23 protein-coding genes are annotated in these 23872 nt (G+C 27.3%); 20 read left to right on the forward strand and 3 right to left on the reverse strand.

Translation table 11 applies throughout. The annotated features are described in order from the left end of the window. Positions 1–20: 20 nt before the first annotated feature. The 9 genes from AAT22_RS04505 (at position 21) to AAT22_RS04545 (ending at position 8651) form a co-directional block, all read left to right on the forward strand. The gene (locus tag AAT22_RS04505; RefSeq protein WP_047000409.1) at positions 21–1901 is read left to right on the forward strand and encodes a fructose-specific PTS transporter subunit EIIC; all 1881 of its coding nucleotides are present in this window, start codon (positions 21–23) and stop codon (positions 1899–1901) included. A gap of 199 nt (positions 1902–2100) precedes the next feature. After that, positions 2101–2688: a rubrerythrin gene (gene rbr / locus AAT22_RS04510; RefSeq protein WP_047000398.1), complete on the forward strand. Its 588-nt coding sequence runs from the start codon at positions 2101–2103 to the stop codon at positions 2686–2688. Positions 2689–2872: 184 nt separating this feature from the next. After that, the gene (locus AAT22_RS04515) at positions 2873–4699 is read left to right on the forward strand and encodes an ATP-binding protein (protein WP_047000399.1); all 1827 of its coding nucleotides are present in this window, start codon (positions 2873–2875) and stop codon (positions 4697–4699) included. 20 nt (positions 4700–4719) lie between these two features. Further along, positions 4720–5313, forward strand: a complete 594-nt coding sequence (locus tag AAT22_RS04520) for a response regulator (protein WP_047000400.1) — start codon at positions 4720–4722, stop codon at positions 5311–5313. Between the two features lie 47 nt (positions 5314–5360). Then, a complete protein-coding gene (locus tag AAT22_RS04525; protein ID WP_047000401.1) occupies positions 5361–5801 on the forward strand; it encodes a hypothetical protein in 441 nt (146 codons plus the stop codon). Positions 5802–6025: 224 nt separating this feature from the next. Next, the gene (locus AAT22_RS04530) at positions 6026–6322 is read left to right on the forward strand and encodes a DUF3892 domain-containing protein (RefSeq protein WP_047000402.1); all 297 of its coding nucleotides are present in this window, start codon (positions 6026–6028) and stop codon (positions 6320–6322) included. A 505-nt stretch (positions 6323–6827) separates the two neighbouring features. Beyond that, entirely contained in the window at positions 6828–7523 is a 696-nt protein-coding gene (gene sfsA, locus AAT22_RS04535) for a DNA/RNA nuclease SfsA (protein WP_016208079.1), read from the forward strand. 51 nt (positions 7524–7574) lie between these two features. Further along, on the forward strand, positions 7575–8072 hold the full coding sequence (locus AAT22_RS04540) for an NUDIX domain-containing protein (RefSeq protein ID WP_016208078.1): 498 nt from the start codon (positions 7575–7577) through the stop codon (positions 8070–8072). A gap of 84 nt (positions 8073–8156) precedes the next feature. After that, positions 8157–8651, forward strand: coding sequence for a peptidoglycan recognition family protein (locus AAT22_RS04545; protein ID WP_047000403.1), 495 nt, complete (start codon positions 8157–8159; stop codon positions 8649–8651). Positions 8652–8749: 98 nt separating this feature from the next. On the opposite strand, the gene AAT22_RS04550 is transcribed toward AAT22_RS04545, so the two are convergent. Together AAT22_RS04550 and AAT22_RS04555 are read right to left on the reverse strand one after the other, a co-directional pair. Next, positions 8750–9094, reverse strand: a complete 345-nt coding sequence (locus AAT22_RS04550; protein WP_047000404.1) for a hypothetical protein — start codon at positions 9092–9094, stop codon at positions 8750–8752. A gap of 3 nt (positions 9095–9097) precedes the next feature. Then, complete coding sequence (locus AAT22_RS04555; protein ID WP_242849788.1) at positions 9098–10276, reverse strand: DUF1576 domain-containing protein; 1179 nt, start codon at positions 10274–10276, stop codon at positions 9098–9100. 236 nt (positions 10277–10512) lie between these two features. Here AAT22_RS04555 and AAT22_RS04560 point away from each other — a divergent pair, with 236 nt between their 5' ends. From AAT22_RS04560 to ugpC, 8 genes are all read left to right on the forward strand, one after another. Continuing rightward, positions 10513–11190 (forward strand): dihydrodipicolinate synthase/N-acetylneuraminate lyase, encoded by a 678-nt coding sequence (locus AAT22_RS04560; RefSeq protein WP_016208074.1) that lies wholly within the window; start codon positions 10513–10515, stop codon positions 11188–11190. Between the two features lie 174 nt (positions 11191–11364). After that, positions 11365–12657, forward strand: a complete 1293-nt coding sequence (gene lysA, locus AAT22_RS04565) for a diaminopimelate decarboxylase (RefSeq protein WP_016208073.1) — start codon at positions 11365–11367, stop codon at positions 12655–12657. 142 nt (positions 12658–12799) lie between these two features. Then, positions 12800–13024: a DUF3006 domain-containing protein gene (locus AAT22_RS04570; RefSeq protein WP_047000406.1), complete on the forward strand. Its 225-nt coding sequence runs from the start codon at positions 12800–12802 to the stop codon at positions 13022–13024. Beyond that, a complete protein-coding gene (lepB, locus tag AAT22_RS04575; protein ID WP_016208071.1) occupies positions 13021–13584 on the forward strand; it encodes a signal peptidase I in 564 nt (187 codons plus the stop codon). The genes AAT22_RS04570 and lepB overlap by 4 nt, the downstream gene beginning before the upstream one ends. A 23-nt stretch (positions 13585–13607) precedes the next feature. Further along, positions 13608–15500: an ATP-dependent zinc metalloprotease FtsH gene (ftsH, locus tag AAT22_RS04580; RefSeq protein ID WP_016208070.1), complete on the forward strand. Its 1893-nt coding sequence runs from the start codon at positions 13608–13610 to the stop codon at positions 15498–15500. A 116-nt stretch (positions 15501–15616) separates the two neighbouring features. Beyond that, complete coding sequence (locus AAT22_RS04585; RefSeq protein WP_047000407.1) at positions 15617–17716, forward strand: UvrD-helicase domain-containing protein; 2100 nt, start codon at positions 15617–15619, stop codon at positions 17714–17716. A gap of 229 nt (positions 17717–17945) precedes the next feature. Then, positions 17946–18422, forward strand: a complete 477-nt coding sequence (locus AAT22_RS04590) for a hypothetical protein (RefSeq protein ID WP_016208068.1) — start codon at positions 17946–17948, stop codon at positions 18420–18422. A 24-nt stretch (positions 18423–18446) separates the two neighbouring features. Next, positions 18447–19556, forward strand: coding sequence for a sn-glycerol-3-phosphate ABC transporter ATP-binding protein UgpC (gene ugpC, locus AAT22_RS04595; protein WP_016208067.1), 1110 nt, complete (start codon positions 18447–18449; stop codon positions 19554–19556). 177 nt (positions 19557–19733) lie between these two features. Here ugpC and AAT22_RS04600 read toward each other — a convergent pair whose 3' ends face one another. After that, entirely contained in the window at positions 19734–20453 is a 720-nt protein-coding gene (locus tag AAT22_RS04600; RefSeq protein ID WP_052953908.1) for a superoxide dismutase, read from the reverse strand. Between the two features lie 104 nt (positions 20454–20557). Here AAT22_RS04600 and AAT22_RS04605 point away from each other — a divergent pair, with 104 nt between their 5' ends. The 3 genes from AAT22_RS04605 to AAT22_RS04615 all read left to right on the forward strand — a co-directional run bounded on the left by AAT22_RS04605 (position 20558) and on the right by AAT22_RS04615 (position 23843). Beyond that, positions 20558–20857: a thioredoxin family protein gene (locus AAT22_RS04605; RefSeq protein ID WP_016208065.1), complete on the forward strand. Its 300-nt coding sequence runs from the start codon at positions 20558–20560 to the stop codon at positions 20855–20857. Positions 20858–21007: 150 nt separating this feature from the next. Beyond that, positions 21008–21706, forward strand: coding sequence for a response regulator transcription factor (locus tag AAT22_RS04610; protein WP_016208064.1), 699 nt, complete (start codon positions 21008–21010; stop codon positions 21704–21706). Beyond that, positions 21681–23843: a sensor histidine kinase gene (locus AAT22_RS04615; RefSeq protein ID WP_016208063.1), complete on the forward strand. Its 2163-nt coding sequence runs from the start codon at positions 21681–21683 to the stop codon at positions 23841–23843. The genes AAT22_RS04610 and AAT22_RS04615 overlap by 26 nt, the downstream gene beginning before the upstream one ends. The last annotated feature ends 29 nt before the right edge of the window (positions 23844–23872 follow it).

The raw sequence follows: 23872 nt of genomic DNA on the forward strand, positions 1-23872 counted from the left end.
ATAGATCGGGGGATAATAAAATGAAAATAACAGATTTATTAAATAAAAAATCTATAGCAATAAATCCTAATAATGTTTCTTCAAAGGGAGAGGCTATTGATAAATTAGTTGATTTAATGAATTTATCAGGAAACTTAAATAATAAGGAAGAATATAAAAGGGAAGTTTTAAAAAGGGAAGAACTCAGCACAACTGGTATAGGAGACGGGATTGCTATACCACATGCTAAAACAAAAGCTGTTAAAGAAGCAGGTTTATCAGCAATAGTAGTATATGATGGAGTTGATTATGATTCCTTAGATGGTGAAAAAGCAAAGTTGTTTTTTATGATTGCAGCGCCGGATGGAGAAAATAATCTTCATTTAGAAGTCTTAGCAAGATTATCAACTATGTTAATGGATGAAAACTTTAGAAGTGCATTATTAAACGCTAAATCAGCAGAGCAATTTATAAAGTTAATAGATAATTTTGAAAGTAAAAAGTTAAACAAAGATAAAGAGGAAAGTAAAAATGGATATAAAGTTTTAGCTGTAACTGCGTGTCCTACAGGAATAGCTCACACTTATATGGCAGCAGAAAGTTTAGAAGAAAAAGCTAAGGAACTGGGGGTTTCAATTAAAGTAGAAACCAATGGTTCAGGTGGAGCTAAGAATGTGTTAACTTCAAAGGAAATAAAAGAAGCAGAATGTATAATAATTGCGGCTGATAAAAAAGTTGAAATGGCTAGATTTGATGGTAAAAAAGTTATCCAAACCAAGGTTTCAAATGGAATACACAAAGCAGAAGAATTAATAAATAAAGCTAAATCAGGAGATGCCCCAATTTATCATCACAATGGAGTAAAATCTTCAAATGAAGAAGTATCAGAAGAAAAAGAAAGTATAGGACATCAAATATATAAGCACCTTATGAATGGTGTATCTCATATGCTACCATTTGTTATAGGTGGAGGTATTTTAATAGCATTAGCATTCTTATTTGACGATTATAGTATAGATCCATCTAATTTTGGAAGCAATACTCCATTTGCAGCTTTCTTTAAAAATATAGGTGGAACAGCATTTGGATTTATGTTACCTATATTAGCAGGATATATAGCAATGAGTATAGGTGATAGACCGGCATTAGCAGTTGGTTTTGTAGGCGGAGCTATAGCTAATGCAGGAGGATCAGGTTTCTTAGGAGCACTGTTATCAGGATTTATAGCAGGTTATTTAGTGCTTTTCCTAAAGAAAATTTTTAAGGGATTACCAGATGCATTAGAAGGAATAAAACCTGTATTAATATATCCTTTACTTGGAATCTTATTGATAGGAGCAATAATTATATTTGTAGTAAATCCACCTGTATCAGCATTAAATGATGCTATGAATAACTTCTTAAATGGAATGGGAAGTGGTAGTAAGATTTTATTAGGCGCAGTTTTAGGTGGAATGATGGCTGTTGATATGGGAGGTCCAATTAATAAGGCAGCATATGTATTTGGAACAGCATCATTAGCTAATGGACAATTTGAATTTATGGCAGCAGTTATGATTGGTGGTATGGTACCACCACTAGCAATAGCTTTATGCACTACTTTCTTTAAGAAGAAATTTACAGCTAAAGAAAGACAATCAGCAGTAACGAATTATATAATGGGATTATCATTTATAACAGAAGGAGCAATACCTTTTGCAGCAGCTGATCCATTAAGAGTAATACCAGCTTGTGTAGTAGGTTCAGCAACAGCAGGAGCATTATCAATGGCATTTGGATGTTCACTAAGAGCACCTCATGGTGGAATTTTTGTTCTTCCAGTTATAGAGAATCCATTAGGATATTTTGCAGCATTAGTTGTAGGCTCACTAGTAGGAATGATAGTATTATCTATATTAAAGAAAAATAAAACTAATATATAATGTAATTTTAGTATTTTTCGTTATGTGAAGTATTGAATTTATGAATATACTAATAAATATTAATCCTAAAAAATACGTAAAACTTTAAAGGAATAAACTATTAAATAGAAATATATATTCTTTAATTATTTGATAATAAAACATGTATGTAATATAATGGTAACGTATAGAAAAAATTATTATTTAGGAGAGTGTTAAAATGAAAAGTTTAAAAGGAACTAAAACAGCAGAAAACTTAATGAAATCTTTTGCTGGAGAATCACAAGCAAGAACAAGATATACTTATTATTCAAGCGTAGCAAGAAAACAAGGATATGTACAAATTGCGAACATATTCATGGAAACTGCAGAACAAGAAAAAGAACATGCAAAAAGATTCTATAAATTTTTACTAAGTGATTTCCAAGGAGAACAAATTGAAATCAATGCAGCATATCCAGTAGCATTTTCTCAAGAAACTGCAGAAAATTTAAAATCTGCAGCAGCAGGAGAGCATGAGGAATGGGCTCATGATTATCCAGAATTCGCAAGAATTGCAAGAGAAGAAGGCTTCCCAGAAGTAGCAATAGCTTATGAAAGAATAACTGAAGTAGAGAATATGCATGAAAGAAGATACAATAAGCTATTAAAGAATTTAGAAGAAGGCAAAGTATTTAAGAAAGATGAAACAGTTTTATGGAAATGTACTAACTGTGGATATATATTTGAAGGTGAAGAAGCACCAAAAGTATGTCCAGCATGCTTACATCCACAAGGATATTTTGAAGTAGCAGCAGAAAATTATTAATAAAAATAAAAGCTTAAGGATTTTTCCTTAAGCTTTTATTTTTATATATGAATATATGAAAAGAATTTATTGAACTTTTAAGTTTGAATTGAGTATTTTAATTGAAATAAATTATGTAGATTATTAAATAAAACATATATATAATTAAGATAGAGTTAATATTTTAAGATAGAAGGTTAATTTTATGACTAATTTCTTAAAGAAAAAATTTACGACAATATATATAACTTTAGTAGTTATTATAATAATAGTAGGTATTGTATCTACTATTAATATGTACAAAATAAAGACATCCACAGATATTTTTATAGGAAATAATTACAAAAGTATAAATACAATTAATAATATGACTAATTGTATTTATAATCAAGATAAGGCTATATTAATATACCTACAGGGAAATAAAGAAGAGGCATTAAATTTATTTCACGTAAATGATGATGAATTTTATAAGTGGTTCTATATTGAAAAGGGTAATATAACTGAACCTGGGGAAATAGAATTAATAGATACAGTTAACTTACAATATATAGAATTTAGTAAATCATTTTCAAGTCTACAAGATTATAATAATGGACAAAACCATGAAGAATTAGTAAAAATTTATGAAAAAACAATAACCAATGATGTTGTGCTAATTAATAAAAGTTTACAAGAGTTAAAGCAATTAAATGAAGATGCTATGTTTAAAAAGCAACAAATGCTTAAGGCTAATGGAAATTCATCAATATATTTCGTTATGTTTGTTTCTATAATTGGAGCCATAATTGGAGGATCTATAGCTATGTTTTTAACTAATAGATACTTTAATCCAATACATTTATTAATAAATGCTGTGAAGTCAGTAAAAGAAGGTAATTTAAATAAACAAGCTCCAGTAATATATCAAGATGAAATTGGACTATTAGCAAAGGAATTTAATAATATGACTAATAGATTGCATGACTTTGAAAAGAATGCTGAAGATTATTTAATGGCAGAGAAGAATAAATCTTTGAGTATAATTAAAAGTATATCCGATCCGATAATATTATTAGACAATGAATATAAAGTTCAATTTATAAATGATGAAGGACAAAATTTCTTTGATATTAACGAAAAGAAATTTACCAATAAAGCTTTACTAGAAATTATAAATTTACCAGAGGTCTATGAATATATTAGATGTGAAACTAATTTAAAGTATGAGGATAAAGAAAAAATAATTGAAATAAAAAGAAATAATAAAAAGTATTTTTTTAATTTGACACTAACAATAATTAAAGGCCCAGAAGAAAAAGTTAATGGAGTAGTAGTATTATTTAAAAATATCACTAGTCTAAAAGAATTAGAAATTGTTAAAGCAAACTTTATAGGCACTATATCTCATGAGCTAAAGACCCCATTAACATCTATAATGATGGGAATTGGATTAATAAATAATAGTAGTATAGGAGTACTAAATGAAAAACAACAAAATATAGTAGAAACTATTAAAGAAGATACACAAAAATTGAATGAATTAGTATCTAACCTTTTAAAGATATCTCAAATACACTCAAATTCAACTACATTTAATATGAAAATAAGCAATGTAAATGAATTAATAGAGAGCTGTGCAACAAATTTTAAGACTCAAGCAATAGATAAGGGTTTAGATATCATGTTAGATTTGGAAAAAGAATTACCAGAGGCTAAAATAGATGAAGAAAAAATAAAATGGGTATTAAATAACTTAGTATCTAATGCAATAAGATATACAGAAAAGGGGTCAGTTAAATTAAAGACGTATGTTAAGAATAAAAAGATATATATATGTGTAATAGATACTGGTAGAGGGATACCTAATAATTATTTAGAAAAAGTGTTTGAAAAATTTGTTAGAGTAGAAGGTTTTGAAATACCTGAAGAAAGCACAGGACTAGGACTTTCTATAGCCAAAGAAGTTGTAGAGATGCATGAAGGAAAGATATGGTGTGAAAGTGAATTGGGATTTGGAAGTAAATTTATATTTACTATTCCATTATCATGAAGCTAGTAGGAGATGAGTATATGAAAAGAGTTTTAGTTATTGATGATACTAAAAATATAAGAATATTATTAAGTACTTGTTTAGAATTAAGAGGTTATAAAGTAGTTACTGCAGATAATGGTATAGAGGCATTAAATATAATAAATGATAAAAGTGAAAAAATAGATTTAATATTTTTAGATATAAGAATGCCTGGAATAAGTGGCACTGAAGTGTTAAAAGGAATTAAAGAAGTTAGAAGTGCTTGCCCTGTTGTTATAATGACTGCTTTTGCAACAGTAAAAAATGCAATAGAATGTACAAAATTAGGAGCACTTATATATCTTCAAAAACCTTTTTCACCTGACAGAATAAATCTAGTATTAGATGAAATTGAAAGAAAAAATAATGATAATATAGAATTTAGAGTTGATGAAATACTAAAGATATCTAAGGAACTTCTAAATATAGATGATATAGAAAAAATATATGAAGCGCATGAATTATTAAAAAAAGCATTATCGATAAATCCATATAATAAAGAAATATATTTATTGATAAGTGAAGTTAATAAATTGACTGGAAATATAGAGGAAGAAAAAAGATTTAAAGATATATATAAATTGTTTAATTAATAGTAATATAATAAATATAAGAAATTTTTAAATAGGGGGATACGAATATGTTTTTGAAAGAATTAAATAAAGAAGAAGGTATTGCTTTTATAAACCTAGTTTCAATTTTTGCAGATGTAGATAATGAGTTTGCGAAGGAAGAAAAAGTACTTTTAAAGGAATATAAAGAGGAATTAGAAATAGAAGATAAGGAAATTTATAATCTTAAATATGAGGACATAATAGAAGTAATAAGAAAGTCCAGTGATAGATCTAAGAGGATTATATATTTTGAATTAGTAGGATTATCTTTAGTTGATGGTGAGTATGAAGATAAAGAAGTAGATTTTTTAGAAAATTTAGCTAGTGAATTAAAAATTACTAGAGCCACAAAAATAGCAATTGCAAATTATTTTTATAACTTTACAGATGTTTATAATTTTACAACTGTAGATGCAGAAAATAATATTAAATTATTAAAAGAACAGGCTGAAAAAATTTTAGGGTAAAAAGGATAATGAAAATTATCCTTTTTATTTTTATACAAGTTATAAAAAGTTTATCATATGGATAACTATTTATAACTTTTTCCTCTAGCTTTTGAAAGGTTATATGTAAGTTTACGGTGACTTGGAGTGGAAGGATTGAATAAGAAAATTTTGGTTTAAAAATAAAAAGTATTAAAGAATTTTTAATGGATAAAATAAAAGTATAATTAATAGGAGGTGTTATTATGAAGGAAAAAAATGAAATGATTGGAGACCTTCCAAGAAATATAAATAAGGATGTTCCAACACCAAATAATGATGCACAATCAATAAGAGCAATAATTAAGAATTCTGGGGAAATAGTTGGATATGAACTTTCAAATGGAAAAAGGATAAATAAAGAAGAAGGGGTGCAAATGGCTAAAAATGGTCAAATAGCAGGAGTTGCAGTTGGAGTTTCTAGAAAAGGAGAGGAATATTTAAGAAGTCTTCCAGATGAAAATGAAAATAATAATTTAAGTTCATTACCAGTAATTAAATAATAGTTTTTAAGAAAGCTAACTAATATTTTGATTACTTAGCTTTCTTAAAATATTTATTAACAAATTAATTAAAATAAGACTTTTTAGGAATAAAATAAGGTCATTTATAGTGGAAAAGTGTTAAAACTGTGGAAAGTTATCCACAAAATGTGGACAAGTTGAAAAAACTGTTGAAAACTTTTCTAAAGGGTATTGACACAATATATATGTAAAGAATATATGTTTGTAACAATATGATGATTATTGATGAATAAGATTAGTATATGTAGTAAGATGCAACAAGGAAAAAAGTATTTATATTTTTAAGAAATAGAGTTATCCACGGTTTGTACAAAATGTGGATAAAAACTGTGGATAATGTTACAATAATACCATAAATATAGATAAAATGGGGATGTTTTATAAACTTGCCTGTGGACAACTTATGTTTTTTTATTACCTGTGGATAAAATTAATGTAAAAAAATGTTGTAAATATAAAAAATATTAAAATTGAGGAGAGATATATGAAGTATAATAAAAAAATATATGAAGGAATATTTAAAAAAAGACCAAATAGATTTAATGCAAATGTTATATTAAATGGAGAAGAAATAGTTGTTCATGTACCTAATACAGGAAGATGTAGAGAAATACTTAAAGAAGGAACAAAAATTTTTTTAAGAGAAGAACTAAATCCAAATAGAAAAACTAAATATGATTTAATAGCTGCTATTAAGGATGATATATTAATCAATATAGATTCACAAATACCAAATAAAGTAGTTAATGAAGCTTTAATAAATAAAAAAATTAATCTTTTAAAGAAGTATGAAAAGATTGAAAGAGAAAAAACTTTTGGAAAGAGTAGATTTGATTTTAAGTTATCTACAGAAAAAGATAATAATATATATTATCTTGAAGTTAAGGGAGTAACTTTAGAAGAAAATGGTCATTGTAGATTTCCAGATGCACCAACTGAAAGAGGTGCAAGACACATATTAGAATTAATAGAAGCTAAAAAGCAAGGATTTGGAGCTGGAATTTTATTTTTGATACAGCTAGATAATGTAAAAACTTTTTCACCTAATGATTTGACAGATCCAGGATTCGGTGAAGCCTTAAGACTTGCAAAGAAAAGCAATGTTGATATAATGGCATATAATTGTATAGTTTATGAAGAGGGAATTGAAATAAATGATATTGTTGATATAATATTATAAATAACATAGAAGTTGTAATAAAGATTTATTTAGAGAATTAAGAGGTGTAATATGAAGTACAAGTTTTGTCCTTTATGTGGAAGAGAGTTAGAGGAAAAATATAGTTGGGATGAAGGGGGTGTGCCTTATTGCTTACATGATGATTTGATGTTTTTTGACACACCAAAACCATGCATAATGGTAGCTATAATTAAGGAAGATGAAATATTATTATTAAAACAAAGCTACATATACGAGAATTCTAAGGTATTACTATCTGGATATGTTGGAAATAATGAAACCGCAGAAGAAGCAGTTTATAGAGAGGTAAAAGAAGAAGCAGGAATTGAAATAAATAATATAACTTATCTTGGGTCTGATTATGTTAAAGATAAAGAAATTCTAATGATAACATTTGTTGCAGATTTTGTATCAGGACAAATAAAAAAATCTAATGAGGTTGAAGGAATGGGATGGAGCAAACTTTCAAATGCTCTAAATGAAATGAAGGAAGATATAATAGGAACAAAAGTTGTTGAAAAGGTATTAAACGTTAAATCAAGAAGATAAATAAAGTTATTACTCATAACTTTATATTAACAAATTGAAATAGAATACATATAATTTTAATATATCAATAAGTTTGGGGTAATAATGAGGAAGAAATTAAGAAGCTTAAAAGACAAGCTTTTAAACCGACAATTTAAAATTAATGAAGTTGAATATAATTGGGCAACTCCATTAACTTACAATTTAAAGCCTTCTATGATAGTATATCATCATACCGCAGATAATAATATGACTCCTCAGCAAATAGATCAGATTCATAAAGATAGAGGATGGTCTGGAATAGGATATCATTTTTATATAAGGAAAGATGGAACTATATACAGAGGTAGACCTGAAAATGCTGTAGGATCACATGCACCAGGTGTCAATAGCAAGGCTTTTGGAATTGCTTTAGAAGGGAACTTCAACAATGAGTATTTAACTCCACAACAAATGACTAGTGTTATCGAATTATCAAAATACCTAATGAATAAATATAATATCACTGATTTAAAAAGGCATAAAGATGTAAGAAATACAGAGTGCCCAGGAGCAAATTTTCCTTTTGAAGAAATAAAGAAACAGCTAAATGTAGTATAAGCTATATAAGAATAAAACTTAAAAGTTGATAATAAAAAGCAGTTGCGAATTATTTTAAATAAATCTACAACTGCTTTTTATTATCAAAATATTGAATATTAAGAGTGGCTTCTAAATATGTTTAAAGTTAGAATTCCATCATTGAATTTAATTTCTGCAGTATCTACCATCATTCCAACTAAAGAAAGCTCCTCATCTAGTTCACAGTCGCCACCTAAGCTCCAATAATACTCTTCTAATTCATGTTGGCGTTTAGTATTTAATAGTTTATTTAGATTAAATAATTCTAGGTCATTAATTTCTTGGGTTTTTCCCCAGATAATAAAATTAGTGTATGATTCTTCAGTGTGTAAATTCACATTAATATCACTACAACCCAATTTATGAAGATATGTCATTAGTTCATTAACTATTCTTAAGTTTTTCTCAAAATTAAATTTCATATTTTATATAGTCTCCTTTTTAAAAACATTAATTATTGGAATTAAAATCATAGCTACGAATCCTGCTGCTAATCCATTGTTATATAAATTAAGGCCGCCATGAAGATACCCTATATTGGTAACCATATTTACATGTAAAAATCCAGCTAAGATTCCTATTTTGATGCCGAATTTTCCGGCAATAGGAGAAAGTGCTGTAGAAAATAATATTGATAATATTAAGGATGGAGAATTTATAGGATTTACGTGTATTAAAGCACCTATTAGAGCACCTATAATAATAGGAACAACATTTCGTAAATGTTTACCAAAGGCTCCAAATCCAATTATAGTGAATATTCCAGATATAGTTGGACCATTTAAGTCTCCATCTAAAAAAATTACTAAAAGTGTAGATATAAAACCAAGGATACTCATATTAATATAACATGTTTCTCCAAATAGTAAATAGAAATCACTAACTAATCTACCAGGTTGTTTTATGATAGAAAGTAATTTTTCTTTAGGATGAGGATTATAAAACAATCCTATTACCATTAAGTATAAAGAGATTGTAAATAATAGTATTGAAAATATTAAATTAGATCCTGTATTCCAAATCATTCTAGTTTCAAACTCTATGCCTACAGCTCTAAGAATAGACATTAAAAGTGTTGCAAATAATCCTGCTGCAAAGCCTACATTATATAAATTATAACCATTATGTGACTTTACACAGTGAGAAGCTACAGGCGCTATTATAAATCCAGTAAGTATACCTATGCCGTGCCCTAAAACTAAGGCAAATAAAGTAGAAAAATGATCAGTAAAACTAAGCTGACTTACTGTAGGTGCTAAGGTAGTTGAAAGCAAAGCCACTAGACTATAATTAAGAAAGGGTTCTTTTTGATACCTAGAATATAAGTACACACCTATAATTATTGGCCAAATGTTCAAAATGTTTTTTCCAAAGAAAGCGAAGCCAGTCATTAGCCATAAAGACATGATTGTTGAACCATTAGGTTTTACACCTATAAATATTAAAAGAAACATAGAAAGAATACTAGTTAAAGCTGAATTAAATAAGGATGCACCTATCCCACCAATTTCAACATAGTCAGTTATTAAAATATCTGGGCTTAAAATTATTTTTTTTAGTCCAGTAAATATTTCAGATGGAGAATCATGCAAAAATGCAACCAAGATAAAGAACAGATACATTACTAATAAAACAATATAAGGGGAGTAAATTTTCCTCTTTACTATAAAAATCACCTCTCAAAATAAATATCTATAAATATTAATATTAAAAACTTAAAATAATGTTGAATAAATTAAGTTAATTTTATAAAATTAACTAGTTATATAGTACTAAAGTAGTATAATATAATTATATCTAAAAATTAGTTAAATATAAATAAAAATAGGAGGAGTTCAGTGTGGATGGGAAAAAAATTAAGCAAGTACCAGAGATAAAAGGAATATTAAGAAGCCATGTGATAGAAGTACCTTCTTGCATAAGGGAATGTAGCGGAATAAAAATATTTGGAAAAAGAATAAAATCATTATTATTTACTACTGATGTTGCAATTATAAGAAATACTAATGCAGACGCTATAATAGCGGTATATCCATTTACTCCTCAACCACTTATAACTCAAGCATTAGTTATGGCAGCAGATGTGCCAGTTTTTTGTGGCGTAGGTGGTGGAATAACTCAAGGAAAAAGGGTTGTAAACTTAGCATTGGATGCAGAGTTTAAAGGTGCTATGGGAGTGGTAGTTAATGCTCCAACATCAAATGAAATAATAAAGAAAATACGAACAGTTATAGATATACCTGTAATAGTGACCATTGTTTCAGAATGTGAAAATCCTGCAGAGAGAATAGAAGCTGGATCTACTATATTAAATGTTTCTGGAGGAAAAAACACACCAGAAATTGTTAGAAGAATAAGAGAGCAGTTTCCAACTTTTCCTATAATAGCGACAGGAGGTCCAACGGAAGAAACTATAATGAAAACAATAGAAGCAGGAGCTAATGCTATAACATATACTCCACCACCATCAGGGGATGTAATGGGAAATCTTATGGATAAATATAGGGATGGATATTAATAAGCATTTTAGCAATTTATAAAGATAATGCATATAATATGATTTAGGGCTAAATATATAGGTGGAAAATAAATATATAGTGAGTGTCTATATTTTTTTATTTAACATAAGAAAATCTACCACTATGTAATATCATGGTGGTTTTATTATAATTATATTTTTGGAGGAGATTTTATGAAATTATTTGGGGCAAGTAAAATAGAAGGAAATGATTTATACATTGGAGGACTGAAGGCAAAGGATTTAGCTAATGAATACGGTACTCCATTATATGTTATGGATGAACAGCTTTTAATAGATAAGTGTAGAGAATATATAGAAAGTTTTAAAGTTAAATCTGAAAATAATAGGGTGGCATTTGCTGGAAAAGCTTTTTTGACAGTAGGTATGTGTAAACTTATAGAAGAACAAGGGCTTTATTTAGATGTAGTTTCCGGGGGAGAATTATATACTGCATATAAAGCTAATTTTCCAATGGATAAAATATACTTTCATGGAAACAATAAAACCTTAGAAGAAATAGAGTTTGGAATTAAACTAGGAGTAGGTAGATTTGTAGTAGATAATTTATGGGAAATGACAGAAATAAATAAGGTTTCAGAAAAATATAATAAAATACAAAAAATTTATTTAAGGCTTACACCAGGTATAGAAGCTCACACTCATGATTATATTAAAACAGGACAGATAGATTCGAAATTTGGATTTGCCCCAGTTGGAAATATAATAATGGATGCTGTAAAGATGGCTATTGAATTAGAAAATATAGAATTAGTAGGGTTACATTGTCATATAGGTTCACAAATATTTGAAACAGAACCATTTGCAGATGCAGCTGAAGTAATGTTAAATTTTATAAATGGCATAAAACAAGAGACAGGTCATCTAATTGAGGAATTAGATTTAGGTGGAGGATTCGGAATTTACTATTCAGAAGGAGATAAGCCTAAGGAAACAAAGGAATATTGTGATGTAATCTTAAATAGAGTTAATGAGGTTTGCCAAAAGTTATCACTTAAAAAACCAATTTTAACAATTGAGCCTGGAAGATCAATTGTAGCAAATGCAGGAACTACTCTATATACTGTAGGATCCATAAAGGAAATCCCAGGAATTAGAACATATGCGGCTGTAGATGGAGGAATGGGTGATAATATAAGACCGGCATTATATGGAGCAAAATATGAAGCAATATTAGCAAATAAAGCTAGCAATAAAAATGAAAAGAATATTACAATAGCAGGAAAATGCTGTGAATCAGGTGACATATTAATACAGGATATAAGTCTTCCAAAAGCTGAAAATGGTGATATACTTGCGGTGTTAGCAACAGGAGCTTATGGTTTTTCCATGGCTAGCGGATACAATAAAAACTTAAGACCAGCAGTTATTTTTGTAAGAAATGGTGAAGCCAAAATTGTTTGTAAAAGGCAAAGTTATGAAGAGTTATTAACTAGTGAGATTTAATATAAAATAATGTAATAGAAGTAGGATAAGTGATATTCATTTATCCTATTTTTTATTAACATTTAATCTATTTTAATTTTAAATAAATATGATATACTAAAATATAAGATTAAAAAAAGAGGTGATTAAATACAAACATACTATGGATAATATAGAGTATATAATAGATAGAATTGAAAATGATTATGTTATAGTGGAAACAAAAGCTAATGAGTTAATTGATATTAAAAAAAGTGATATAGTAGGTATAGCAAAAGAAGGGGACATTTTATTTAAAAGAGATGGTTTATATCTTATAGATAAAGAGGCCACAAAATTAAGACATAAAAAAATTAATACAATGATGAAAGGATTATGGAAAGAATGATTGATACAAATAATAAAGATGAAGATAATAAAGTAGAAAAAAGCAATAAAAATTCTATGAAAAACTTCATTAACGAATGGGCAGTTCCAATAATCTCAGCAATAATATTAGCTTTTCTAATAAATAAGTTTTTATTATTTAAGGTTCTAATACCATCAGAATCTATGGTACCAACTTTAAATGTTGGAGATAGGCTTTTTGTTACGAGAGTATATAATTTAGATAAACTTAAGCGAGGAGATATAATAGTATTTTACTCAGAAGAACTTCAAGATTCATTAATAAAAAGATTAATAGGCTTACCAGGAGATAAAGTTAAAATTGAAAATGGTATAGTTTCAGTGAATGGTGAAGAGTTACAAGAAGAGTATATAGGTGCTACAGATAAGTTTAATGGAGAATATGAAGTTCCAGAAGGAAAGTATTTCTTTTTAGGAGATAATCGACTTTGGTCAAAAGATTCAAGATATTGGATTAATCCATATATATCTAAAGAAGATATAAAAGGTAAAGCTCAAATAAAAGTATATCCTTTTAATGAATTAGGAAAAATAAAATAGTTAATGATTAGAAAGGAAGAATTATGAGTAATAGAAATACAGAAGAAAATGATGATAAAAAGAAGCAGTATATTGTAGTGTATGCAATTATGGCATTCCTAATTTTATATGTTTTTAGCATAACGAAAAATTTTATGACTACTCAAGAAGTAAGTTATAATGAATTTTTAAATATGATAGAAAATAAGGAAGTTGAAAGTGTCATAATTTCATCTAGTGAAATACAAATTTTAAAAAAGGAAGATAGTACGAATAAAGTAAAAGGCAAGATGCTATATACTGGCAATGTTAATGATCCCAATTTAGTAAGTATATTAACGGAGTCAGGAGTAGAGTTTAAGGCTGAGCCTATGAAGAATAATTATATAATTGATTTTATATTTGATTGGGTAATAATGCCTATAATATTCTTCTTTATAATTAGATTTTTTATGGGCAAGGTTGGAAGAAAAATGGGTGGTTCACCTATGATGGGATTAGGTAAAAGTAATGCAAAGATTTATAAAGAAAATGATATAAAAATAACTTTTGATGATGTTGCAGGCCAAGATGAAGCAAAAGAATCATTAAAAGAAATAATAGATTATTTAAATAATGCTAGTAAGTACACTAGTATAGGAGCTAAATTACCTAAAGGTGCATTATTAGTTGGTCCACCAGGAACAGGTAAAACATTATTAGCAAAAGCAGTGGCTGGTGAAGCAAATGTACCTTTCTTATCAATATCAGGATCAAATTTTGTTGAGATGTTTGCAGGAATGGGTGCAGCAAAAGTGAGAGATCTTTTCCAAGAAGCAGAAAAAAATGCACCATGTATTATTTTTATAGATGAAGTAGATTCTATAGGTAAAAGTAGAGATTCTCAAATACAAACAAATGATGAAAGAGAGCAAACTCTAAATCAATTATTAACACAAATGGATGGTTTTGATTCTACAAAGGCTATAGTTGTTTTAGCTGCAACAAATAGACCGGAAATATTAGATAAGGCACTATTAAGACCTGGAAGATTCGATAGAAGAGTAATAGTAGATAGACCTGATTTAAAGGGAAGAATAGATATATTAAAAGTTCATTCTAAAGGAGTAAAACTTGGGGATGATGTAAACTTAGAAGAAATAGCAAAAAGTACTCCAGGAGCAGTAGGTGCAGACCTTGCAAATATAGTAAATGAAGCAGCATTAAGAGCAGTTAAACATGGCAGAGAGTTTGTTATGCAAGAGGACTTAAGGGAAGCTGTAGAAGTTATAATTGCAGGAAAAGAAAAGAAAGATAGGATACTATCTCCTATGGAAAAGAGAATAGTAGCCTTTCATGAAGTTGGGCATGCCCTTGTAGCTGCGCTATTAGAAAATACAGATCCAGTTCACAAGATAACTATAGTACCTAGAACAATGGGAGCATTAGGTTACACTATGCAATTACCTGAAGAAGAGAAATATCTAGTTTCTAAAGAAGAGCTAACAAATCAAATAATGGTCATGTTAGGTGGAAGATCAGCAGAAGAAGAAGTATTTAACTTACTTTCAACTGGAGCATCTAATGATATAGAAAGGGCAACAAAAACAGCTAGAAGTATGGTTACTATTTATGGAATGACAGATAAATTTGATATGATGGCTTTAGAATCAGTTCAAAATAGATATCTAGATGGAAGAGCAGTAAGAGAATGTAGTGATGAAACCTCAACTTTAATAGATGAAGAAATATTAAAAATAATAAGGACTTGTCATGAAAGCACAAAAAAATTATTAAGAGAAAATAGAGATTTACTTGATAAGATATCTGAGTACTTATTAGAAAAAGAAACTATATTTGGTAGTGAGTTTATGGAATTTGTGTACGATAAATATCCAGAACTAAGAGATAGAAAGAATAAAAAGGTTAAAGATGCAAACCAAGTTATAGAAATATAAGAAATCTTAAAAGTTTAAAATAATGTAAAATGGATAAATTAATGAAAGGGTGTACATAATTGCTTGTTACACTCTTTCTTAATGATATAAATATAAAATCAAAGGGGGAGTAACTCTTGGATAAAATAGAATTATTAAAAGAAGAGGAAAACTTAAAAAATACATTAAATATTCTTAATGAAGAAACTTTAAAATATATAGATAAGAGAAAAGGTATTTCAGAATATATACTTGATTATAGAAAAAAGTATATTGAGGAATATAGAGATGATGAAGATAAATTAATGGAGTATTTTGATCACGAAAGATATATTAAGGAAGAATCATATAAAATGATAGATAAAAAATTAGGTGAATTTGTAAAGCTTAAAGAGTCACCTTATTTTGGGAAAGTTAACTTTATAGATGATGGATATTCAGAAGAATTGTATATAGGAAGATATGGATTAACTCCAGAAGAAAGTTATGATCCAGTAATAGTAGATTGGAGAGCACCGGTTGCATCTTTATTTTACAAAGGGATGTTAGGCAAAACAAGTTATAAAAGTCCACAAGGAGAAATGCCAGTAGATATATTATCAAGAAGACAATTAATTGTAAAAAAGGCTAAGTTGGAAGGATATTTTGATTCAGATATAAATATACAAGATGAGATACTACAAATGGTTTTATCATCCAACTCTGGAGAAAAGCTTAAGGATATTGTAAATACAATACAAAAAGAACAAGATGAAATAATAAGAGCTGATAGAAATAGAGTTGTTGTTGTAAATGGAGTTGCAGGTTCGGGAAAAACAACTATAGCTTTACATAGGATAGCATATCTTTTATATAATTATAGAGAACAGTTAACGGATAAAGTACTTATTTTAGGACCTAATGATATATTTATGAATTATATTTCAGAGGTATTACCTAATTTAGGAGAAACTGCAGTATTAAATGAGACATTTTTATCTTTTGCATATAAAGAAATAGGATTAAATGAAGCTGTAATAGATATATCTTTTTATCTAGAAGAAGTACTAAATGGAAACGAAAAAATAATCAATGAAATAAAATATAAGTCATCAAATAAATTTATAGAATTTTTAAATACTGAAATAGAAAAAATAGAAGAAAATTATTTTAATATAGAGGCAGTTAAATTCTTAGGTGAAGAAATAGTTTCTATAGAAGAAATAAAAGAACTATTCAATAAGCATTATAAATATATGCCTATATTTAGAAGAAGTCAAAAGATAAAAAGAATATTAATTTCTAAGATAAAGGAAAAAAGAGATGAGAAGGTAAGAGAAATTAATATAAAAGCACAAGAAGAAAAATCAAAGCTATCACAACAAGAATTAGAAATAGAAGAAAATAATATTGAATTTAGAAGAAAAATTAAAATAAGAGATATAATAAGGGAAGTTATAAAAGTCAAACAGGATATAGAAAAATGGATAGATAATGACAGCATTATAAATATATATAAGAAGATTATAAATGTTGAAACTTTATCCTATTTAGATTTAGCGGCCATTTTATATTTGATGATAAAATTAGATGGAAGAAAGTTCAAAAGAGAAATAAAACATATAGTTATTGACGAAGCACAAGATTACAATATGCTTCAATTTATAGTTCTTAAAGAATTAACTGGATGTAGAAGTTATACTATAGTGGGGGATTCAAATCAAAGACTTATAAAGGTAGAAGAAGTTCCAGCAATGTTAAAGTTAAAAGATATATTTGGGAATTTCTTTAGTTTATTTGAATTAAAAAAGAGTTATAGATCAACTTATCAAATTATGGAATATGCAAGTAAGATATTAGATGAAAATGCTATAGTCCCATTTGTAAGAAAAGGTGAATTTGATGTTTTAGAAACAGTAGTACCAAAAGATGATAAGGAAGATTTAATAGATGTTATATTGAATTTATTAGAAGATTACCAAGAAGAAAAGTATGAAAATATAGCTATTATAACGAAAGATAAAGAGGAGTTAAACATAATAGCTCCAGAACTTAAGAAATATACTAATATATTAGCATTTAATAACCTAGATGTTGTCTATAAAGGGGGAAAAGTTCTTATACCTTCCTATTATGCAAAAGGCCTAGAATTTGATGCAGTAATAATAATTGATTTTGATGAAAATACTGATAATTTAATTAAATATATAATGTGCACTAGAGCACTTCATAGATTATCAATAGTAAAAATAAGATAAAACTATATTTTTTGTAGAAGGTAATGGGTAGTAGGTAGCAGTTTTTTAGAATACTGTTACCTTTTACTTTTTATTTTTAATTTGTGATATTTCACAATTTATTTAAATTTTTATTAGTCATAATTTAAGAAAAGTATAGATTAAAGGTAATAAGATTGTAATTAAAAAAAAACAAGCTATAATAAAAGCATAACTAGTTGTAAACGATATTAAAGGAGGGGGTTGAAGTTTGGATAGCTTTTACGAACAATTTCAGACTAAAAATTATAGTAACTTAGAAAAGATACTAAACAATGTATCTAAAGTAGTATTGGTTATTACAATAGTATTTATAGCAATGCTTAATTTTATAGGTGCTGCAATCTTTGCCTTAATATACTTAGTAGCATTTATTTTATCTAGAAAGCTCATAGTTGAATATGAATACGAGCTTACTGGTGAAGAATTAGTAATATTTAAAATAATGAATAAAAGTAAAAGAAAAGAAGTGGGAAATTTCAGTGTAAGAAGCATATCAAGTGTGAAAACCCCAGAACAAATGGTTAATAGTAATACTAAAATTGTAAGAGCATATTTAAAGGAGTCTGGAATAAAGGACAAGATTTATATTGCGAAAACATCTCAAGGTCTAATAGGATTTCAATTAGCCATGGACGAAAATTTGATAAGGTTAATTAAAAGAGTTAATCCACTAGCATTTTATTAATATATAAATTTGGAGGAGAAAATTATGGCAGGATTAAGTTTAAGAAATATTCAAAAAGTATACGAAAATGGATTTAAAGCAGTTCAAGATTTTAATTTAGACATTGAGGACAGAGAATTTATAGTTTTTGTTGGACCATCAGGATGTGGTAAGTCAACTACATTAAGAATGATTGCAGGCTTAGAAGAAATATCCGGAGGAGAATTATATATTGGAGATAAACTTGTAAATGATGTAGCTCCAAAAGATAGAGATATAGCAATGGTTTTCCAAAACTATGCATTATATCCTCATATGACAGTTTATGAAAACATGGCATTTGGATTAAAACTTAGAAAGCTACCAAAGCAAGAAATAGATCAAAAAGTTAGAGAAGCGGCAAAGATACTAGATATTGAACATCTTTTAGATAGAAAACCAAAAGCTTTATCAGGTGGACAAAGACAAAGGGTTGCCATGGGAAGAGCTATAGTTAGAAGTCCTAAAGTATTCTTAATGGATGAACCTTTATCAAACCTTGATGCTAAATTAAGAGTTCAAATGAGAATAGAAATTTCTAAGTTATATAATGAATTACAGACTACATTCATATATGTAACACATGATCAAACAGAAGCTATGACTTTGGGAACAAGAATAGTTGTTATGAAAGATGGTATTATTCAACAAGTTGATTCACCAACTGAAATATACAATCATCCAGCAAATCTTTTCGTTGCAGGATTTATAGGAAGTCCTCAAATGAATATGACTTATGGACAAACTTTAATTAAAGATGGAAAAAACTTTGTTAAAATATTTGATGAATTAGTTGAAATTCCAGCAGATAAAGTTAATATGGTAAAAGAAAAGAATGCTGAAAATATAGAAGTTATAGTTGGTATAAGACCAGAAAACATTTACCATACAAAAGAAGAATTATCTAAACCAGGAGTTGTTACTTTCAAGGGTGAAGTTGATTTAAAAGAAAACTTAGGAGCAGAAACTTACATTCACCTTAAGAAAGACGGAGCTAACTTCATAATAAAATCTAGAGCAGCTAATGATTATAAAATTGGTGATCCAATAGAATTTGGATTTGATACTAATATGATGCATATATTTGATAGAGAAGAGCAAAATACAATATTTTAATCAGAGAAAAGTTTGTAGCTAACAATTAAATTGAAATTACGAAAATAAAAATAAAGCCTGCTGGAATCAGCAGGCTTTTTGATTTTTAGAGTTATTAAAAATATACTAAAACTAATAAGTATCAGGCATTAATATGCATTTTAAACTGTAACCTATGTTTATGAGTTGTATAATGGCTTACTTTTTATTGTTATAATTATTTTCAGCCTGTTCCCAATTGACTACATTCCACCAATTATCTATATATTCAGAACGTCTATTTTGATATTTAAGATAATAAGCATGTTCCCAAACATCAATACCAATAATAGGGATTAGTCCTGTTGAAATAGGACTATCTTGGTTTGGAGTAGATATTATTGATAATTTTCCATCACTATTTGATACTAACCAAGCCCATCCAGAGCCAAATCTATTCAAAGCAGCTTCTTTAAATTGATTTTTAAAGTTATCATAAGATTCAAAATCTCTATTAATTGCATCTAATAAATCTCCTTTGGGTGTTTGATCTTTTTTAGGAGACATTATTGTCCAGAAAAATTCATGATTATATACGCCACCAGCATTATTTCTAACTGTTTCTCTAATATCATCTGGTACTGAATCTAAATCCCTTAATATTCCTTCTAAGCCTTTAGAATATAATTCAGGATATTTTGCTATAGCTTTATTTAAATTATCTACATAAGCTTTTTGATGTTTATCATGATGAATGGTCATAGTTTCCTTATCAATATAAGGTTCTAATGCATCATAAGCATATGGTAATGGTCTTAGCTCAAATTTAGAATCACCTAATGCAGTACCTTTTACTAAAGCAGTAGGAATTAAGGAGATAAGAGTGATTATAGATAAAGCTAATAAAAAGAATGAGTAAATTTTATTTTTTGATTTCATTTTATACACCTCCTATTTTAGTATTTCTCTAAAAAGAGCATTTTATAAATAAATTATGTAAGTGATATAATAAATATAATAAGTAAATTAAAATTGGAGGAGTTATGGAAAAATTAATAAAAAATAATTCGATAAGTATAATATATTTTAGTGGTTCAACTTGTGGTGCTTGCGATGTAATAAAAGAGAAGGTACTACATGTTATTAGAGATTACAAGGAAATTAGGTTTCTTGAAATTAATGCATTGGAGCATAGGGAGTTAGCAGCTCAAAATGATATATTTTCTTTACCTATTTTGATATTGTTCATTAACAAAAAAGAAACACTAAGAGTTGGGAGACATTTTGATATATTAGAATTCAAAAATTTGATAGATAGATATTACAATTTAATTTATAGATAGATATTTAATTAATAACTATATTTTTAAGAATTCCTTAATAAATATGATATAAACTTTGTAACTTCTTTAAATTAATATTATTAATATAAGGATGTTACTTAATATATACATTATGTTAAAATATTAATAAAAAAGACTTTTGGGGGATATATGAATAAATTGAATATTTTGGTGGTAGATGATGATAAAGAGATAACAGAAGCAATAGAAATCTATCTTATGAATGAAGGATATAATGTTTTTATAGCTTATGATGGAATACAAGCATTGAAGGTTGCTAGAGAAGAAGCAATTCATTTAATAATAATGGATATAATGATGCCAAACCTTGATGGTACTCGCGCAACAATTGAATTAAGAAAAGAAAAGGAAATACCAATAATAATGTTATCTGCTAAATCAGAAGATTCAGATAAAATATTAGGACTAAATTTAGGTGCAGATGATTATATAACTAAGCCATTTAATCCGTTAGAGTTAATAGCAAGAGTTAACTCGCAAATAAGAAGATATACTAGGTTTTCATCAATAAATAATGAAGAAAATAAAGGACTAATAACTGTAGGTGGACTGGAGTTAAATATCACTAATAAGGAAGTTTTAGTTAATGGAAGAGAAGCTAAGTTAACTCCTATAGAATTTAAAATTCTAAGTCTTCTTATGAGCAACTTGGGACGTGTATTTTCTATAGAGGAAATATATGAAAGAGTATGGAATGAAATAGCATATAATGTAGATACGGTAACTGTCCATATAAGGAGGATAAGGGAAAAGATAGAAGTAGACCCTAGAAATCCTCAATATTTAAAGGTGGTGTGGGGAGTTGGATACAAAGTTGACAAAAAATAAAATTTATAAAGAAATAAATATATTCTTAGTTATTTTATCAATAATAATTTTTTCAATATCACTTACAAAAACAATAACGGAATATAGAAATACTAAATATATTCATAAAACTAATTTTTATGATGAATATAACATTAGAAGTTATATTGATTCTTTTGATGAAACTTTGAAAACTTATTTATATGCATATGAGGATATGGAAGGTACTATACGACAAGATATATATAAGGCAGAAAAAGAAAGGGATAAAAAAGAAAAAGAAAATCTTTTGAAAGAATCTGAAAATAATATTAGAAGTATGGGAAAAAGTCAAGGATTAACAGAAGATGAAATTAATGAAAATGTTGAAAGAGCAAAAGAAAATATACTTTCTGAAGATAATGATATAGATGCTTATTTCTATAATATAAAAATAAATACATTTGAAACTATAGCTAGAACAAAAAATATTGAATTTTACATTGAAGATAATACTGGAGCAAAAATTACTAATATAAAAGATAATAGCTTTGAATATAAGATAAAGAATAAGGAATTTGAAGATGAAAATTATTATTATATGTATTTTCCAAATTCTAAAAATGATAATGAAAATAATTTGTATTCTAAGGAATTATCCAAAGTCTATCCAGATTTGATTGATTATTATAATAGAGAGACAGTTAAATATTATAGAATACCAAAGAATTTAAATGAAGGGGACAATCTTTATTATGAATGGGATTATAGGAAAGGAGCTTTAAATACATTAAAAAGATATAGTATTATTTCTTTAGCATCAGGAATAATAACCTTGATACTAGCAATTTTAAGTTATAAATATAAAAATAAAAATAAAGATGAAAATGGCTTTATGGAACGTTTATACTTAAAGTTACCATTAGATATTAAGATATTTATTCCTATATTATGTGTTAACACGATTAAAGAACTTATAACAAATGTTATACCTTATTATAGTGGTAATAGTTATTCCAACAAAATAATAGCTTTATCAATAGTAGCAATAATAGTAACTTATTTACTTATAAAGGATATGATTCTTATAATAGGAGGAAAAAGGGCCTTAGGAAATATCTTAACAAAAAAATATATAATAATAGTAATAGATAAATTAAAAAACTGTTATATTGTTAGTACAACAGCATTTAAAGTAAGTGCTATGATTTTTATGACTGCTTTAGCTATATGGTGCACTATATTAATAAATTATTATAGCTATTGGAACTATATAACTGTAATGACAGCCCAAATATATGTAATTGTATATTTAATAATATTAACAGCTTATGTGATTATAGTATTTGGTGAAGCAAATATATTGAATATAAAATCAAGAAAAATAGCAGATGGTAAATATGAAAAAGAATATAAGAAAAATAGAATGATAATTTTCAAAGAAATAGAAAGTAATATGTTAAATATAGAAGAAGGACTTAATGGAGCTTTAGACAAAGCAATTAAAAGTGAAAGAATGAAAAGTGAATTGATTACCAATGTATCACATGATTTAAAAACACCTTTGACATCAATAATAAATTATGTAGATTTATTAAAGGAAGAAAATTTGTCACAAGAGAAAAGAGACAAATATATAGAAGTTTTAGATATAAAATCTAAGAGGCTTAAAATATTAATAGAAGATTTATTTGAGGCTTCAAAAGTAACATCTGGAAGTATGGAATTTGAAAAAGAAGAATTAAATATAGTATCATTACTTAGACAAATATTAGGGGAGTTAGAAGAAAAAATATCGCTAGCAGAGTTAAATGTAATAACTAAATGGTCAGAAACAAAAGCTATATTATTTTTAGATGGTAGAAAAACTTTTAGAGCATTTGAAAACCTAGTAAATAACATTATTAAATATTCAATGAGAAATTCCAGAGTATATATAGAGGTTATAAGCAATGATGAGGAAGTTATAGTAATAATGAAAAATATATCATCATATCAGCTAGATTTCACGGCAGAAGAAATAGTTGAAAGATTTAAAAGGGGTGATAAATCTAGAAGTACAGAAGGGTCTGGACTTGGACTTGCTATAGCAAAAAGTATAGTAGAACTTCAGGGTGGAAGCTTTGAAATAGATATTGATGGAGATTTATTTAAAGTAACTATAAAATTTAAAAAATAAGTATTTATTTAAAAGAGGTTTTTCATAAT

Origin of the sequence: Clostridium sp. C8 (assembly GCF_001010885.1) — a bacterium.
In the GTDB taxonomy this organism is placed as follows: Bacteria; Bacillota; Clostridia; order Clostridiales; family Clostridiaceae; genus Clostridium; species Clostridium sartagoforme.

Coding starts and splice junctions, on each gene's coding strand:
- AAT22_RS04505 (WP_047000409.1), top strand. CDS start 21: ATGAAAATAACAGATTTATTAAATAAAAAATCTATAGCAATAAATCCT.
- rbr (WP_047000398.1), top strand. CDS start 2,101: ATGAAAAGTTTAAAAGGAACTAAAACAGCAGAAAACTTAATGAAATCT.
- AAT22_RS04515 (WP_047000399.1), top strand. CDS start 2,873: ATGACTAATTTCTTAAAGAAAAAATTTACGACAATATATATAACTTTA.
- AAT22_RS04520 (WP_047000400.1), top strand. CDS start 4,720: ATGAAAAGAGTTTTAGTTATTGATGATACTAAAAATATAAGAATATTA.
- AAT22_RS04525 (WP_047000401.1), top strand. CDS start 5,361: ATGTTTTTGAAAGAATTAAATAAAGAAGAAGGTATTGCTTTTATAAAC.
- AAT22_RS04530 (WP_047000402.1), top strand. CDS start 6,026: ATGAAGGAAAAAAATGAAATGATTGGAGACCTTCCAAGAAATATAAAT.
- sfsA (WP_016208079.1), top strand. CDS start 6,828: ATGAAGTATAATAAAAAAATATATGAAGGAATATTTAAAAAAAGACCA.
- AAT22_RS04540 (WP_016208078.1), top strand. CDS start 7,575: ATGAAGTACAAGTTTTGTCCTTTATGTGGAAGAGAGTTAGAGGAAAAA.
- AAT22_RS04545 (WP_047000403.1), top strand. CDS start 8,157: ATGAGGAAGAAATTAAGAAGCTTAAAAGACAAGCTTTTAAACCGACAA.
- AAT22_RS04550 (WP_047000404.1), bottom strand. CDS start 9,094: ATGAAATTTAATTTTGAGAAAAACTTAAGAATAGTTAATGAACTAATG.
- lysA (WP_016208073.1), top strand. CDS start 11,365: ATGAAATTATTTGGGGCAAGTAAAATAGAAGGAAATGATTTATACATT.
- AAT22_RS04570 (WP_047000406.1), top strand. CDS start 12,800: ATGGATAATATAGAGTATATAATAGATAGAATTGAAAATGATTATGTT.
- lepB (WP_016208071.1), top strand. CDS start 13,021: ATGATTGATACAAATAATAAAGATGAAGATAATAAAGTAGAAAAAAGC.
- ftsH (WP_016208070.1), top strand. CDS start 13,608: ATGAGTAATAGAAATACAGAAGAAAATGATGATAAAAAGAAGCAGTAT.
- ugpC (WP_016208067.1), top strand. CDS start 18,447: ATGGCAGGATTAAGTTTAAGAAATATTCAAAAAGTATACGAAAATGGA.
- AAT22_RS04600 (WP_052953908.1), bottom strand. CDS start 20,453: ATGAAATCAAAAAATAAAATTTACTCATTCTTTTTATTAGCTTTATCT.
- AAT22_RS04605 (WP_016208065.1), top strand. CDS start 20,558: ATGGAAAAATTAATAAAAAATAATTCGATAAGTATAATATATTTTAGT.
- AAT22_RS04610 (WP_016208064.1), top strand. CDS start 21,008: ATGAATAAATTGAATATTTTGGTGGTAGATGATGATAAAGAGATAACA.